The 15534-nt window shown below is 65.0% G+C and carries 15 protein-coding genes; 7 read left to right on the top strand and 8 right to left on the bottom strand.

Annotated elements, in window-relative coordinates:
• Positions 1-7: 7 nt before the first annotated feature.
• Together ACP15D_RS00465 and ACP15D_RS00460 are read right to left on the bottom strand one after the other, a co-directional pair.
• Positions 8-553 (bottom strand): disulfide bond formation protein B, encoded by a 546-nt coding sequence (locus tag ACP15D_RS00465; RefSeq protein WP_424955618.1) that lies wholly within the window; start codon positions 551-553, stop codon positions 8-10.
• Between the two features lie 19 nt (positions 554-572).
• Positions 573-731 (bottom strand): DUF5993 family protein, encoded by a 159-nt coding sequence (locus ACP15D_RS00460; protein WP_424955617.1) that lies wholly within the window; start codon positions 729-731, stop codon positions 573-575.
• 34 nt (positions 732-765) lie between these two features.
• Between ACP15D_RS00460 and ACP15D_RS00455 the strand changes: the two genes are divergently transcribed.
• Both ACP15D_RS00455 and meaB read left to right on the top strand, forming a co-directional pair.
• Positions 766-1749: a zinc metalloprotease HtpX gene (locus tag ACP15D_RS00455; RefSeq protein ID WP_424955616.1), complete on the top strand. Its 984-nt coding sequence runs from the start codon at positions 766-768 to the stop codon at positions 1747-1749.
• Positions 1750-1826: 77 nt separating this feature from the next.
• Positions 1827-2792, top strand: a complete 966-nt coding sequence (meaB, locus tag ACP15D_RS00450; protein ID WP_424955615.1) for a methylmalonyl Co-A mutase-associated GTPase MeaB — start codon at positions 1827-1829, stop codon at positions 2790-2792.
• Positions 2793-2849: 57 nt separating this feature from the next.
• On the opposite strand, the gene ACP15D_RS00445 is transcribed toward meaB, so the two are convergent.
• A complete protein-coding gene (locus ACP15D_RS00445; RefSeq protein ID WP_424955614.1) occupies positions 2850-3119 on the bottom strand; it encodes a hypothetical protein in 270 nt (89 codons plus the stop codon).
• 180 nt (positions 3120-3299) lie between these two features.
• Between ACP15D_RS00445 and ACP15D_RS00440 the strand changes: the two genes are divergently transcribed.
• The 3 genes from ACP15D_RS00440 (at position 3300) to ACP15D_RS00430 (ending at position 6924) form a co-directional block, all read left to right on the top strand.
• A complete protein-coding gene (locus ACP15D_RS00440) occupies positions 3300-4790 on the top strand; it encodes a peptide MFS transporter (RefSeq protein WP_424955613.1) in 1491 nt (496 codons plus the stop codon).
• A gap of 903 nt (positions 4791-5693) precedes the next feature.
• Complete coding sequence (locus tag ACP15D_RS00435) at positions 5694-6077, top strand: hypothetical protein (protein ID WP_424955612.1); 384 nt, start codon at positions 5694-5696, stop codon at positions 6075-6077.
• Between the two features lie 109 nt (positions 6078-6186).
• Positions 6187-6924 (top strand): outer membrane protein, encoded by a 738-nt coding sequence (locus ACP15D_RS00430; RefSeq protein WP_424955611.1) that lies wholly within the window; start codon positions 6187-6189, stop codon positions 6922-6924.
• A gap of 323 nt (positions 6925-7247) precedes the next feature.
• On the opposite strand, the gene ACP15D_RS00425 is transcribed toward ACP15D_RS00430, so the two are convergent.
• The 4 genes from ACP15D_RS00425 to cysS all read right to left on the bottom strand — a co-directional run bounded on the left by ACP15D_RS00425 (position 7248) and on the right by cysS (position 12006).
• Entirely contained in the window at positions 7248-8492 is a 1245-nt protein-coding gene (locus ACP15D_RS00425; RefSeq protein ID WP_424955610.1) for a hypothetical protein, read from the bottom strand.
• 347 nt (positions 8493-8839) lie between these two features.
• Positions 8840-10450, bottom strand: coding sequence for a citramalate synthase (cimA, locus tag ACP15D_RS00420; protein WP_424955609.1), 1611 nt, complete (start codon positions 10448-10450; stop codon positions 8840-8842).
• 18 nt (positions 10451-10468) lie between these two features.
• A complete protein-coding gene (locus tag ACP15D_RS00415) occupies positions 10469-10591 on the bottom strand; it encodes a hypothetical protein (RefSeq protein WP_424955608.1) in 123 nt (40 codons plus the stop codon).
• Positions 10588-12006: a cysteine--tRNA ligase gene (cysS, locus tag ACP15D_RS00410; protein ID WP_424955607.1), complete on the bottom strand. Its 1419-nt coding sequence runs from the start codon at positions 12004-12006 to the stop codon at positions 10588-10590. The genes ACP15D_RS00415 and cysS overlap by 4 nt, the downstream gene beginning before the upstream one ends.
• A gap of 360 nt (positions 12007-12366) precedes the next feature.
• Between cysS and ACP15D_RS00405 the strand changes: the two genes are divergently transcribed.
• Complete coding sequence (locus tag ACP15D_RS00405) at positions 12367-13458, top strand: DUF2865 domain-containing protein (protein ID WP_424955606.1); 1092 nt, start codon at positions 12367-12369, stop codon at positions 13456-13458.
• Positions 13459-13510: 52 nt separating this feature from the next.
• Positions 13511-14053 (top strand): GNAT family N-acetyltransferase, encoded by a 543-nt coding sequence (locus ACP15D_RS00400; RefSeq protein ID WP_424955604.1) that lies wholly within the window; start codon positions 13511-13513, stop codon positions 14051-14053.
• 22 nt (positions 14054-14075) lie between these two features.
• On the opposite strand, the gene gltX is transcribed toward ACP15D_RS00400, so the two are convergent.
• Positions 14076-15443, bottom strand: coding sequence for a glutamate--tRNA ligase (gene gltX / locus ACP15D_RS00395; RefSeq protein WP_424955603.1), 1368 nt, complete (start codon positions 15441-15443; stop codon positions 14076-14078).
• Between the last annotated feature and the right edge of the window lie 91 nt (positions 15444-15534).

The raw sequence follows: 15534 nt of genomic DNA, 5'->3' as shown, positions 1-15534 counted from the left end.
CAGCACCCTATCCCCCCAGAAGTTGGTATTGGACGGGGTTCGCCGGACAAGCCGAGAAGCCGCATTCGAGCAGGACGCTGAATGCGTTGAGCGCGACGAGCCCCATCACGAGCCAGACGGCGGCATGCTCGATCAGGCCGGTTGCAGGGGGCTTTCCCTCCCCCGCCTTCAACGGGAAAAAGACCAGCATGACGCCGGCGGCGATGAGTGCGCCGGCGAAGGCGACGAACGCCCACGAATAGAAGTGTAGCCCGAGTAACGTCGAGCCGTAGCCCGGATCGCCCGGCAGGATGTGCAAGAGCACCTGGCGGCTGGAGATGACGGCGCCGAGGACGGCGGCAATCACCACCAGCCCAAGATGATGCGGGCTCGGCCCGTGACGGATGGTCAGGATCGGACCGACGGCGAGAGCGACAAACGCCACCCGCTGGAGCAGGCACAACGGGCAAGGCAGCTCGTCGTAGGTAAGCTGCCAGTAGAACGCTACCAGCAGGACCGCTGAAATCGCATAGAGCGCCAAGGCGTTGAGGGTAACGGCTTGTCGGGGGCTCATTTCCACTGCTATCGGCCTCTCAGAACGATAAGGGAAGCGCGTCTGTCGCGTGACGCAGATAGAGTGCGAGCGTGTAGGCCAGCCCGACGAAGAACACGAGCACGGCAGGGCGTGGCCCGCCGCGCCATGCCAGCCACATGGCGAGCCCAAAATTGATGAATGCGATGAAGAACTCCATGCAACAGCTCGCCTTTTAGGTTCTGATGACCGGCATGACCATCGATCTGCAGCATATTGCGAGTCGGCCGCATTCGCGCGGCGCGCTGGTCGCCAATGTGATCCGGGCTGGCCTGCTGCTGGTGGCGTTCGGCGCGCTGCTGTTTCTTGTGCTGTGGCCGCAGCTGGGTTCCACGGCTTCGATTGTCGCTGTGCTGGCGATGGCGGGGATAGGTTTGCTGGCGTGGCGCGTGTCGCCGACGACGGCAATGCGGATCTATGGGGCCCGCCCCTACGAGGCCGGCGATCTGGCGCAGTTCGATCGCATCGCCGGAGACCTTTCGCGACGGGCCGGGCTGCACTCGCCGCCGCGGCTGTACCTCATGCCGAGCCTGCTCGTCACGGCGTTCTCGATCGGATCATCGAAGCGATTTGCCATCGCATTGACCGAAGGCTTGCTGCGGCGGCTGACGATGCGCGAGGTGGTGGCGGTGCTGGCGCGGGAGATTGCGCACGCCCAGCGCGGCGATCTCTTCGTGTTCGGTGTCGCAGATATCATTTCGCGCTGCGCTCAAGGCCTCTACTACGGGGGACTGCTGCTTGCTGCCCTCAACCTTCTCAACAGTATGACCGGGGGCGATCGCGTCTCGTGGCTGAGCGTCGTTCTCATGGTGTTGGCACCGGCGCTCATGACCGGACTGCAACTTGCGATGTCGCGCAAGGAGGAGTTCGAGACCGATCGCGCGGCGGCTCTGCTGACAGGCGATCCACTAGGCGTCGCCTCGGCGATATCCCGGCTCGACAATTCCGCCGGCACGCCGCTCGATGATTTGATTCCGCCGGTGCCGGCGCGCAAGGTGGCGCTGCCGTCGATGCTGCGGCTGTCGACCGCCGTCGAACCGCGGGTTGCGCGCGTCAGCGCATTCGACGCCCCGCCGATGCCGCCTCTCGACATCAGCGAGGGCCCCCGCATCTCGATGGTCGGCGTGGGTCCAATCGAGCTGCGGCCTCGCTACCGGTGGCCTGGGGTATGGTTTTAGGCGGTGCCGAGGGACGAGGCACCAGGCCGCTCTTGCACCCCGATCGTCTTTCCGCGTATCTGCCGGACATGAGCCAAATGACGACAGGCGCGCGAGAGCGCATCGAGACGGAACCCCAAGCTGCGGCGCTCATCGCGCGGATGCGGGCTGGTGAGCGCCGCGCGACGGCCCTCGTCATCACCGAGCTGGAACGCCTCTCGCCAGCGGCGCCGCTGCTGCTGCGGGCCATGCAGCCGCACCTCGGACACGCGCTCGTCGTCGGCTTCACGGGGCCGCCGGGCGCAGGCAAGTCGACGCTGGTCAACGCGGTGATCGCGGAGCTGCGGCGCCAGGACAAGACCGTCGGTGTCATTGCTGTCGATCCGTCGAGCCCGGTTTCGGGGGGAGCCATCCTCGGCGACCGCATTCGTATGACGGCCGCGCTCGACGATGACGGCGTGTTCGTGCGCTCGCTCGCGAGCCGCGGCTATCTGGGCGGGCTTTCACCCGCCGCCGTGCGCATCATCGATGCGCTCGATGCGGCGGGACGCGATGTCATCCTACTCGAGACTGTCGGTACCGGGCAGAACGAAATCGACGTTGCGGAAGTTGCCGATGTGCGCGTCGTGATCTCGGCGCCCGGACTTGGCGACGACATCCAGGCGATGAAGTCGGGCCTGCTGGAGATCGCCGACATCATGGTGGTCAACAAGGGCGACCGCCCGGGCGCCGACCAGACGCTGCACCAGCTGATGGGCGCGCTGTCGATTCGCGCGGTGCGCCGCGAGAAGCTGCCGGTGCTGAAGACGACCGCGACGACGAGCGAAGGCGTGCCGGAACTCGTCGAGGCGATGGCGGCGAGCGGACGCGACCTCGAAGCCGCGGGACCGATTGCGCGGCGCCGTCGCCGGGCCCGCTATCTAATCGCGCGCGCGGCCTCCGATCTCGTCGCCGAGCGCGTGCGCGCCGGTGGGCCTGCCGCGCTCGACACACTCGCCGATCAAGTGCTCGGCGGGGCTATCGGCCCGGAAGAGGCCGCACGCCGGCTGCTCGACAGATCGTGACGGGGCGACAATAGCGTCAAAGGCGCCCGCGGGGACGCCTTTGCTACGCGAACCTGACTATTTCGGATTGGCGTCGCTGGGCCCTGGTGCGGCCTCGGCTTGCCCGTTCGAGGACGTGTCCACCTCGTAGACACCTTCGGGCCGATATATGCGCACCTGCGCGCGCGGCCCGAAATTGATGGATGTATCGGTGAACTTCAACACATCCGTCGTCGAAACCGCGCCCTTCACCTCTGGCACCGTAAGCCAGTTCCTCACCTGACCCAAGCTCGGAAGATTGCTCATAACGAGCAGTCCTGCCGTTACCAGTGCCGTCTTGATCACCATCGCAGCTGCCTTCCCCAGGATGTGCGAGGCATGCGCCCTCGCCCAGCAAGATCGCAGCGCGTCGGAAGCGACGCGGATCAATCAGACTACGCCCGAATCAGCCGGCGCCAAGCAAAACTGCTTGTCGTGCTTACTAGCTTTGGCGAAAATTCCTGGGGAATAGACCCAGTGGGAGCGGCGATGGCGCAAGGGCTTGGTGTTCCGACCTTCAAGGGCGGACCGTTCGCAGGCCAGCCGCAGGGGCTGTCGACGCTGTTCTTTGCCGAGCTGTGGGAGCGCTTCTCCTTCTACGGCATGCGGGCGCTGCTGACGCTTTTCGTCGTCACGCCAATCGCGTCCGGTGGGCTCGGATTGACGACCGTCGATGCAGCGCGCGTCTACGGCAACTACACGATGGCCGTCTACATGCTGTCGATCCCCGGCGGCTTCATTGCCGACCGGTATCTGGGCTCGCGGCAGGCGGTGATGATCGGCGGGAGCATCATCGCGCTCGGCCACTTCACGCTCGCGGTCCCGACGCAGACGGCGTTCTTCATCGGACTGGCGCTGGTGGCACTCGGCACGGGCCTCTTCAAGCCGAACATCAGCGCCATGGTGGGCGGGCTCTATGGGGCGGGCGATGAACGGCGCGATGCGGGCTTTTCCATCTTCTACATGGGCATCAACATCGGCGGGCTGCTGGCGCCGATCGTAACCGGGTATCTCGCGCAGTCGCCCGCATTCCAGGAGATCTTGCGCGGCTGGGGGCTCGATCCGGCGATGAGCTGGCACTGGGGCTTTGCCGCGGCGGGGGTCGGCATGACGATCGGCCTCATCGTGTTCGCGCGACAGATGGGGCGGCTCGGCGACGTCGGCATCAAGCCCGTTGTGGCGGCCGGCGCCTGGCTGCCGACGGCGATGGTGCTTGCAGGCACGGGGGCGGTGCTGTTCCTCACCGTGCTGTCGGACGATCCACGGTTCCAATGGCTGCGCGCTGCGTTTCTGCTGGTGCCGATCGCAGGCGTCGTGTGGTTCGCGATGCGCGGCGACCTCGAAGGGAAGCACCTTGCCGCCGCGTTCGTCCTTTTCATCGCCAACATGATCTTCTGGGCGGTGTTCGAGCAGGCGGGCATCACCATCGCGCTGTTCGGCCTCGACCTCACCCGCAACGAGGTGTTCGGCTGGCCGTTCCCGTCGGCGTGGTACCAGGTGCTCAATCCGCTGTTCGTCATTCTGCTGGCGCCGCTGTTCGCCTTCGCGTGGGTGCGACTCGGCACGCGGCAGCCAACCAGTCCGGTGAAGTTCGTGCTCGGGCTGTTCTTCCTCGGGCTCTCGTTCCTGCTGATGGTGCCCGCTGCGATGCTTACGGCGGAAGGGCGCGTCAGTCCGCTGTGGCTGGTCGGCCTGTTCTTTCTGCAGACGGTGGGCGAGTTGTTCCTCAGCCCGGTGGGGCTCAGCACCATGACCAAGCTGGCGCCGCCGCGGATGGTGGGACTGGTGATGGGCGTATGGTTCCTCGGCATGGCGTGGGGCAACAAGCTGGCGGGAATCCTGGGCAGCGGCTTTACGGCGAGTGACCCCGACGCGCTGGCGGTGTTCTTCCTGCAGCAGTCGGTCATGGTGGGCATCGCCACGGTGGCTCTGATTGCGCTGGTGCCGTGGCTGAAGCAGTTGATGCGCGGTGTGCGGTAGTTGTCTGAGGCAGTGGGGCGGTCGGCAGTCGGAGCGCTCCTCGCGCCGCCCTTTGGCTGCCCCTCCTCCTCTCGTCGCGTGGCTGCCCCTCACCCCCGGCCTTCGCCGGGGCAGGCTCCACCCTCTCCCCGCAGGCGGGAGGGGGGATGAATTGCAGATGTGCATCGCGGTCTCGCGGGCGTCTGCCCCGAGGCTTGTCAAAGAACTGGGAACGCGGGCGCCGAAACGCTGCGTCTTTGTTTTAGTCGGCAGCCTTTCGGCGCCCGCGCCGGTGCGCTTGCCGTGCCGGAGGTGCGATACTCGTCGTCAGCGCGCTTCAGGTCCGGCCGTCGCGTGTCCCGTTTCCGAAGTTCGCCGGCGTATCGGCTGAGGAATCTGCGAACTTCGGAACCAGAGGGGACACGCGCCGTGCAAATGCCTGCTCGTGTGATTCAGATCGGCAAATTCGCTATGCACCCAGCCGCGAACGACGGCGAATTTGCCGATCATCACACGAGTGCTTCCAACAGCGGGGCCGCGTCGTCAGGACCTTTCACTTCTGCGCCGCACGCACTTGCTGCTGCGGGCGCCGCTGCCGACGGGCGTCCGTGCGCGCCGTTGCCGGCTACGCACAGCTCCGATCGACGGCCCCGGCATCTGAGGAGAGCGATCCTCGCGGCGGGCGCTGCGACGGTGCAGCGCTGCCTCAACCGGGTCACCGCCCCTGCCCCCGCTTCGGCCGCTCAGCTGATGCGTCCCTTGGTGCGGGCAGGGATGGGGGAAGTATGCGCCGCGGCCGCGAGACGGGGATAAGCATTGCCGTTGCCCCGCGGGGGGCTTCTCAACGCTGAGATGGCCATTGCTGAAGTTCAGATGTCCTCGCAATGTGGGCGGCGGCACTGATTGGCCGGCAGGGACGCACCCATGAAGTACATCGCACTGATTGCAATTGGCACTCTTCTGCTGCTCGAATTATCTGGCTCCATTCCGCAGTCGAGCGTGGGCGGTCCGATGACCATCGCGCTGGTGGTTTTCGCCGCCGCGCTGGCGGTGGGGATCCGCGACGCGTGGCTCAACAACCGGGGTCTCCTCGGCTGGATCGTCAGCATCATTGTCTCGTTCGTCGGCACCTTCATCGCCGCGGAGATCGGCAACTTGCTGCTGGTGGCGATACTTCCGCTGATGAGCGTTGAAGGATCGCTGGCCGAAACGCGGCATCCGCTGCTCTATGTGTGGATGATCGTCATGGTGCTGCTGACGATGCTGGGATCGTGGACGGCGCTGCGCCTCGTCGACCGGCTGCGATAGCAGCCGCGGAAGTCAGACAGGCGGCACACTGAGGAAGCTGGTACGCTTCTGCACGATTCGCAGATGCGGGTGGCTTGCTGTGCGGCGGACAGCGATTCTTTTGGGATCATTGGCTTGGTGCTTTCCTGCCGCGGCGCAGGTCGCAGACTGGCGCGGTGCGTACATCGGCGGGTTCGCTGGAGCGGCGTGGATCGACAGCACATCTACTGCAGAGCTTGGTGGCGAGTGGAGCAACGCTCTCAATTCGGTCAACCAAATTGATCGCGACGCACTCCTGCCGCTTCTCAACGGCGGGTCGGCCAGAACGGGCGCAACCGGAGGCGTTGCCGTTGGCTACAACTGGCAAATGAATAGCCTGCTGCTCGGTGTCGAGGCCGATGTCAGTGCGCTCGATGGCAAAGACAGCACGACGCGTTTCGTGACGGCTATCAGTCCTTACCGGGTGGAGAAGTCCAGCGACGTCGATTGGACGGCTACCTTGCGCGGACGCCTCGGCGTCGCCTTCGATAGCAGTCTCATCTACGTGACGGGGGGTCTCGCCCTTGGCGAGGTGAAGTACAGTCAATCGATTACGCAGCTCAATTTTCCGTACGTCGAAACGGGGGCCGCCAGTGCCACCAAAGCGGGCTGGACGCTCGGCGCCGGGTTCGAGCAAGCGCTCGATGATGAATGGTCGTTGCGGCTGCAGTACCTGCACGTCGATCTGGGCTCTGAAAGCAGCAGCAGCGCCGGTGTCTGCCCGCCGCCGTCTGTAGCTGCTTGTGCGGTCTATACCGGATCGCAAAAGGTCGAGTTCGCGCTCGATAGCGTGACCGCAGGTATCAGCTACCGGTTCGGCGGTCCCTGAGTGCTGGCGTGAGTGCCCTCACCATCCTTTGGCCGTCCCCGCGTTTTCCTTTTGTGGCTGCGCCTCACGCTCTCGCTGCCCCTCACCCTAACCCTCTCCCCGCATGCGGGGAGAGGGGATGAGCGTGCGGCTGCCCCTCACGTTCTCAGTGTGGCTGCCTCTCACCGTTTTTCTGCGTGGCTGCCCCTCACGCTCTCTCAGTGTGGCTGCCCCTCACCCTGGCCCTCTCCCCGCTTGCGGGGAGAGGGGATGAGGTTGCTTATTAGGTGCAGAAACGCACATGGCCTTAGATGCGCACGAAGTAACTGCGCAATTGGGCCTCGTCAGCGGCAGCCATTGTTGAATTTGTTGCAGGAGCTCTTGTTTCCCAGACCGCAGGCAATCTGCAATGCGCTGCACACCGCTTGCTTCATCTCTGCGTTGTTGTTGTTCTGACCATTGCTGGGCGGCGGCTCTGGGACTTGGACGCAGGCTCGTCCATTCCACGTGCTGTCGCCATTGCAGTCGCACCTTCCGGTCTGCGGATCGCGTGTCCGGCCGCCCGTGCAAGCCCCCGGTCCGTTGCCCTTGCGCGTCACGCAGCGCTTGCCGTTCCACACTGCGTTGCCGTCGACGCAGACACACTTCCCCTGGGCGCCGACCCACGTACGCCCTCTGCCACAGTTGATCTTCTCGTCCTGGCCGTCCTCCTCGTCCACACAGCGGCCTTTGCGGTCGCGGGACTGCCCGCGGCCGCAGGAGCGCTCCGAGGACTCATCGGAGTCGCACCCAACCGCTTTCGCTCCGCACTTGTTCATCATCGAGCAGAGCGCGGAGCGGCTGCCGTCGAGTTGGAAGCTGGCGGAGAACGGCGGCGCCGTAAGAGTCACGTTCTGCCCCGCCATGAGCTGCTCCAGCACATCGTCTTGCGGGTCCAGGAGCTTGCGGTTGACGTAGAGCGTCACCTCGTTGTCCTTGGGCGGCGTCGACGCCGCAACGCCTTCGACGGTCGTGCCGTTCGCAAACGTCATCGAGATGCTGGAAAGATCTTTCGTAGCCGATGGCGCCGATGCGAGGCCCTCGCGAAGGCGCTCGAGAACGCCGGGATCTGCGCCGGTCACGCGCAGGCCGGGCACGATTTGAGGACCCTGCGCTCCGCTATGACAGAATGCGGTCATCTGGATGCCGCCGGCATCGACGACCGCGGCATAGGCGCGACGCGATGAGTTGGCGACGAACGGGATGGTGGTGTTCGTCCAGTCGCTCTCGCCGGGTCCGTCTCGGACGGTCACCGTCTTGGGAGCCGTTGAAGGCGGCGGCGTCACAGACGAATTGGATGTCGAAGACTCGGCGAGCTTCTTGACGTAGGCGCGCGCAAGGTCGGCGTAGAACCCCTCCGGATAATTCGAAAGGAATGCGTCCCAGGCTTCAATTGTGCCGAGCTCTTTGGCGCTTTCAAAAGCGTTCTTTTGCGCCTCGCTCGCGCCTGCTTGCGCGACGACAAAGGCGGAGCGAGGTTCGACGCCGGACGGATGCGTTTCGGCTGCCAGCGCTGCCGTTACGGGAAGAATGACCGCAAACGCAGCCAAGCTTGAAAGACGCCACACTATTTCACACCCCCCAAAGGCCGCGAAACAATATCCACGTGCATCAAACAGCAATAGGGCGAGCGGCACCACAAGAAACTGGGCTCGTGCGGTCACCTATTGGGCACGTTGCGGTTCGCCCCGTTCGCTGACGACTTTGCCACCGTGAAGCACGAAGCCCGCTCTTTGGGGATGAGCTGAAGGTCTGCGTGTGACGCAGACGGATGCTCCTCACCCTAAGAGGCGAAGACTAGGGGCAGCCACTATGACCTCGCGGTTGCGGCGACTGGTGCTGCCGCTCGTTGCGTTCGCATGCCGAAATGACCGCTTATGGCCCCAAGCGGAAGCGCTCAAGCTGCTTCGGCGTTGTCTTTCATGAGTTTGTAGTTGATGGCGTCGAGCAGGGCTTCGAAGCTGGCGTCGATGATGTTGGGCGAGACGCCGACAGTGAACCAGCGGTTGCCGGTCAGCGTGTCGTGGCTCTCGACGAGAACGCGGGTTACGGCCTCTGTGCCGCCCGTGAGGATACGCACCTTGTAGTCGACCAGTTCGACGCCATCGATGTGCTTCTGATAGCGGCCGAGATCCTTGCGCAGCGCGCGGTCGAGCGCGTTGACCGGGCCGTTGCCCTCGCCCACCGACCATAGCGGCTCGTTGTCGCCGTTGATGAAGACCTTGACGATGGCCTCCGACACGGTGACGAGCTTGCCGCGCGAGTTGTGGCGCCGCTCGACCATGACGCGGAAGCTGTCGACGGAGAAGTAGCGCGGCACGGTATCGAGCATGCGGCGGGCGAGCAGCTCGAACGAGGCTTCAGCGGCTTCGTAGGAATAGCCGCACGCCTCGCGGTTTTTGACCTCGTCGAGCAGGCGCGTGACGCGGGCGTCGTCCTTGTCGAGCGGGATGCCGAGCTTCTCGATGGTGGCGAGGATGTTGGAGCGGCCACCCTGTTTCGACACCAGCAGGCGGCGCTGATTGCCGACGCTCTCGGGGGCTACGTGCTCGTAAGTCTGCGGCTCCTTGACGATGGCGGAGGCGTGAATGCCGGCCTTGGTGGCGAAGGCGCTGTCGCCGACGTAGGGCGCGTGGCGGTCGGGGCTGCGGTTCAACACTTCATCGAGCACGCGGCTGGCGTGCGTGAGCGTGCGCAGGCGCTCGGGCGTGACCTGAGTCTGGAAGTGCTCGGCGAATTCGCTTTTCAGCAGCAGCGTGGGGATGATCGAGGTGAGGTTGGCGTTGCCGCAGCGCTCGCCGATGCCGTTGAGCGTGCCCTGGATCTGGCGGCAGCCCGCACGCACGGCCATGAGCGAGTTGGCGACGGCGTTCTCGGTGTCGTTATGCGTGTGGATGCCGAGGTGCGTGCCGGGGACGGTTTTCGTCACCTCGCCGACGATGCGCTCGACCTCGTGCGGAAGCGTGCCGCCGTTGGTGTCGCACAGGACGACCCAGCGCGCGCCGGCGTCGTAGGCGGTGCGCACGACGGCGAGCGCGTAGTCGCGGTTGCCCTTGAAGCCATCGAAGAAGTGCTCGCAGTCGATCATCGCCTCGCGGCCGGCGTCGACGATGGCTTTCACCGACTGCTCGACGGCGGCGAGGTTCTCCTCGTTGGAGATGCCGAGGGCGACGCGGACGTGATAGTCCCACGACTTGGCGACGAGGCAGATGGCGTCGGTGCGCGCGGCGAGGACCGCCTGCAGGCCGGTGTCGTTGGAGACGGAGCGGCCGGCGCGCTTCACCATGCCGAAGGCCGTCATCTTGGCGCAGTTGAGCGCCGTCGCCTCGCCGAGGAACTGGGTGTCGGTGGTGTTGGCGCCGGGGAAGCCGCCTTCGATGTAGTCGACGCCGAGCTGATCGAGGATAGCCGCGATGCGCCGCTTGTCCTCGACGGAGAAGTCGACGCCGGTGGTCTGCGCGCCGTCGCGCAGCGTGGTGTCGAACAGATAGAGGCGGTCCTTACTCATGACACTTGCTCATCGAGCTCACAGATAACCGAAGGTGCGCGCCGCCAGCCAGAAGGCCAGAACGACGATGCCGATCTTCACCAGCATGTAGAACAGCCAGTGACGCGGCTCGGGGGTGTCCTTGCGCCAATCGTTGCTCATCTGGCCAGCTCCCAAGTGGTGACGATCTCGCCAGTCGCAGGATCCTTGGCGTCCTTGAGGACGACGCCGGTGGCGGCAAGCTCATCGCGGATGCGGTCGGCTTCCTTGAAGTTCTTCGCCTTGCGGGCCTCGCCGCGCTGCGCGACGAGCGACTTCACGCGGTTGGCGAGATCGGGGTCAGTGACCTCGACCAGCTCGGCGCTTTGCACCGGGGAGTGCCAGCGCGCGACATCGAAACCGAGGAAGGCGGCGGATGCGAGCCAGGTCTCGGAGGCGCCGTCCGCATTGGCGCGGCACTCCTTGGCCAGCTCATGCAGGCGTGTGATGGCGAGCGGGGTGTTGAGGTCGTCCTTCAAGGCTTCGATGACACCGATGTCGGGCAGGGCGTGCTTGGTCAGCGCGCCGCCGATGCGGTCGGAGATCTCGCCCCAGCGGTCGAGTGTCGCCTTCGATTCCTCGAGGCCCTTGCGCGTCCAGTCGATGGGCTGGCGGTAATGCGTGCGCAGCATGTTGAAGCGGACGACGTCGCCCGGCCATTCCTTCAGGAGGTCGTGGATGGTGATGAAGTTGCCGAGCGATTTCGACATCTTCTCGCCTTCCACCTGCAGGAAGCCGTTGTGCAGCCAGTAGCGCGCCATGACGTCGGTGCCGTGGGCGCAGCGCGACTGGGCGATCTCGTTCTCGTGGTGCGGGAAGACGAGATCGATGCCGCCGCCGTGGATGTCGAAGATGTCGCCGAGGTGCTTGCCGGCCATGGCCGAGCACTCGATGTGCCAGCCGGGGCGGCCGGGCTCAGCGATTCCCGCAGGCGATGGCCAGGAGGGCTCACCGGGCTTCGATGGCTTCCAGAGCACGAAGTCCATCGGGTCTTTCTTGTAGGGGGCGACCTCAACGCGGGCGCCGGCGGCCATCTCGTCGAGCGAGCGGTTGGACAGCTTGCCGTAGTCGGGCATGGAGGGAACGTCGAACAGCACGTGCCCCTCGGCGACGTAGGCATGGCCGGAGGCGATCAGCTCCTCGATGAGGGCCTTCATCTCCTCGATGTGCTCAGTGGCGCGCGGCTCGATGGTGGGCGGCAGGACGCCGAGCGCCTTGATGTCCTCGTGGAACTGCTTGGCGGTGCGCTCGGTCAGCTCGCGGATGGAGATGCCTTCCTCGGCCGCCCGGGCGTTAATCTTGTCGTCGACGTCGGTGATGTTGCGGACGTAAGTGACGTGCTTCTCGCCGTACATCTGGCGCAGCAGGCGGAAGAGGACATCGAAGACGACGACAGGGCGGGCGTTGCCGATGTGGGCGTAGTCGTAGACGGTCGGCCCGCACACGTACATGCGCACGTTCTGCGCATCGAGGGGCACGAACTCCTCTTTGCGGCGGGTCAACGTGTTGTAGAGCATCAAGGAATGCGCTTCGGCCATGACGGTCCCTAGTGTCGCCGGGAGCCGCTAACGGAGGCGATTTCTCTGTCTCAGGATTTGGGCAAAGAAGCGCGCCACGCGCCAGCGGTTAATTGCTAGCTCGTAATAATGATAATGCCGCACTGATTGACGGCGTGTGTGGGCAGCTTGCGCTTCATGGCGCCGTTATGCGCAAAACCCCCTCCCCTCGTCAAGGCGCACGGGCCGCCCGGAAGTCGAGCTTATCCCAATTGACGGCATAGGCGCGACCAGCCGCCCCAATTGCTCCGCATTGACCCCCTAACCCCAGGAATTCATAGTTGAACGGCGCCTTACGACGGGCGACGGACAGGCCTTGGCCAGGGCAGGACAGATTTCAGAATGCGTAAAGCACGTGCCCGCCGGCATGCTCTCGGCGCCGCGGTTCTCGCCGCGGTGACGCTCGCTGCATATCCGGCGCTGGCGCAAGGCTGGTGGCCGTGGAGCAGCTCGGAGCCCGAACGCCCGCCGATCCCTGACGAGCCCGTGTACCGCCAACCGCAGCAGAGTCAGCCGCCGATGCAGCAGCCGATGCCGGAGCCGGCACCGGGTGCGCAGCTTCCGCCACCGGCAGAGGCGCCCGCGGTCAACTGGTCGACGAAGAACCCGATCTGTCTGCAGCTCGAACAACGTCTGGTGCAGGACGGGCAACGCTCCAACGGGGGACGCGATCGCCTGCCCGCCATCGAAGCCGAGATGAGCCAAGTCGAGCGCGCCTACGAGCAGGCCCAGTCGGACCTCGAGCGCTCAGACTGCTATGAGTACTTCCTGTTCTCGAAAACGCTGCGGCGCTCGCGGCGGTGTCTCGATATCGCGCAGCAGCGCGATCAGGCGCAGCGGCGTCTGTCCGAACTCGAGGGGCAGCAGCAGCAGATCGAGAGTTCGAGCGTGCGCTCCTATCGCGAAGAGATCGTGCGCGAACTGGCACGCAACAACTGCGGCGCCAACTACACCCAAGAGGCGCGCCGCTATGACCGCGGCAGCGGCGGTTCGATCTGGCAGGACGAGGACGAAGGCGGAAGCTTCTCGAACCGCTGGAGCGGCTATGGCGGTTCATCGGGGGCAACGTATCGCACCGTGTGTGTGCGGCTGTGCGACGGCTATTACTTCCCGGTGAGCTTCTCGACGCTGCCGAGCCACTTCGACCAGGACGCTCAGGCGTGCCAATCCAAGTGCGCGGCACCTGCGGAACTCTACTACTACCAGAACCCTGGCGCGGGCATGGACCAGTCGGTCTCGTTCCAAAGCCAGCAACCGTACACCGACCTCAAGACCGCATTCCGCTACCGCAAGGAGTTGGTGAAGGGCTGCTCGTGCAAGGAAGCCGAATACGTGGACCCCAATCAGAGCAAGCGCGCCGATGGGAGCATCGGCGCAGATTCCGTCACCGGATGGGAAGCTCGCTCAGAGGCCGACGCGCGACGACAACAGTGATGGGGGTGCAGGCGGGCCACCCCCAAAAAAGGAAATGACGGAAGGCTGTCCAATGCATATCTCCAGCGCTCCTGACAGCCTGCTTCAATTGCTCGAGATACGTCCGCTCGACGTCGATCATCTTTCCACAGCGCGCTACGTCGTGAGCTCTGCGTTTCTGAGAGGCGCCAAGGGTACGTACAGCGAAGCTGAGACGAACGCGTTCACCGAGTTCGTGCGCAGCCCTCACTACAGCGATCTTCTGCTGGGCAACCGTGCATATGGGGCGTGGGTCGGTTCGGAGATGGTGGGCGTGGCCGCGTGGAGCCCAGGCGAGGAGAACAGCCCAACGGCTCGCGTGCTGGCCATCTTCGTGCATCCGCTATTCACCGGACAAGGCATCGGTTCGCGGCTTGGCGAATACCTCGTCGACGAGGCGGCCGCTGCCGGCTTCCGTGCACTGGAGACGAACGCCACGCTCAACGCCGTGGGATTCTTCGAGCGGCTCGACTTCCTGCAGGTGCGCCAGAGCGTTTGGGCGATGCCGTCAGGACGGGAACTGGCGATCGCGATCATGCGCCGGGCGCCCAGTGGGCGTGCCGACGTCATGCATTGAGCTACGCGCGCGGACGCGACGTCTATGCCTCGCGCCCGAGCAGCCGTGCCTCGGCTTTTGCGTAACCGATCAGCGGCAGCAGTGCTTTCAGCTCAGGGCCATCCTCACGCCCAGTCAACGCAAGCCGAAGAGGATGGAACAGCGCGCGGCCCTTGCGGCCGCTCGCGGTCTTCAGTGCCGCAATCCAGGCGTCCCACGTGGTGTCGTCCCATGGCTCGGCCGGCAGAAGAGCGGCCGCCTTGCTCGTGAGATCGCCGTCCTCAATGCTGGGCGCGATGTCGCCGTCGATGATCTGCCACCAATCCTTGGCATCAGCCAGCACGTTCAGATTGCCGCGCACCGCATTCCAGAAGCCTGCATCGCCGCCGACGCCGAGAGCGCCGAGCCGTTCGGAGACCTCTTCGAACGGCGTATTGTGAAGCAAGCGCGCGTTGAGGGCCTTCAACTCCACGGGGTCGAAGCGCGCGGGGCCGGTCGAAATCTTCTCGAACGCGAAGTGGCGGGCGAGATCATCGAGGCTCGCGTACGGCTCGATGGCGTCGGACGTGCCGATGAGCGCCGTATAACTGGCGAGCGCCATAGGCTCTAGGCCATCTTCGCGCAGGCTTTCGATCGATAGCGCACCGAGACGCTTCGACAGCGCGTGTCCATCCGCGCCGATGAGCAAGCTGTGATGGCCGAATGCCGGCGGCTCCTTCCCCAGCGCATCGAATAATTCGATCTGCACGCCCGTGTTGGTGACGTGGTCCTCGCCACGGATGACGTGGGTAATGCCGAGCTCGGCGTCGTCGATGACGCTGGTGAACGTATAGAGGAACGAGCCATCCGCGCGGATCACGACCGGATCTGAGAGGGAGCCGACGTCGACAGTCTGGTCGCCGCGGATGAGATCGTTCCAGGAAACGATGGTCGGGAGCGGGGCGAGGTCGGCGGTGTCGGAATTGTTCAAGCGGAAACGCCAATGCGGCGTGCGTCCTTCGGCTTCGAGTGCCGCGCGGTCGGCGTCGGTGAGCTTCAGTCCGGCGCGATCGTAGATCGGCGGCAGTCCGCGCGCGAGCTGACGCTTGCGCTTGCGGTCGAGCTCGTCCTCGCTCTCGTAGCAGGCGTAGAGCCGGCCACTCTCTTTCAGTAACTCGGCCGCGGCGACGTATCGGTCGGTGCGGTCGGACTGACGCTCCTCGCGCGACCAGAACAGGCCGAGCCATTCGAGATCGCGGCGGATACCGTCGGCATACTCCAACGTGGAGCGCTGAATGTCGGTGTCGTCGAGGCGCAGCAAAAAGGCACCATTCGACTTGCGCGCGAACAGCCAATTGAGCAGCGCGGTGCGAATGTTGCCGACATGAAGGCGCCCGGTCGGGCTCGGCGCGAAGCGGACAGTGACGGACATCGGGGCTGCTGCGGAGGAGTTGAGGATGCGGCAACCTATAGAGGCCGTTTGCGAGAACTCAAGGGCGAAGCTTCTACCCGATTGAGCCAGT

It is taken from the genome of Hyphomicrobium sp. 1Nfss2.1 (genome assembly GCF_965243865.1).
Classification (GTDB): Bacteria; Pseudomonadota; Alphaproteobacteria; order Rhizobiales; family Hyphomicrobiaceae; genus Hyphomicrobium_A.
Note: the sequence above shows the minus strand (reverse complement) of the source record. Positions and strands in the feature narration are given on the sequence as shown.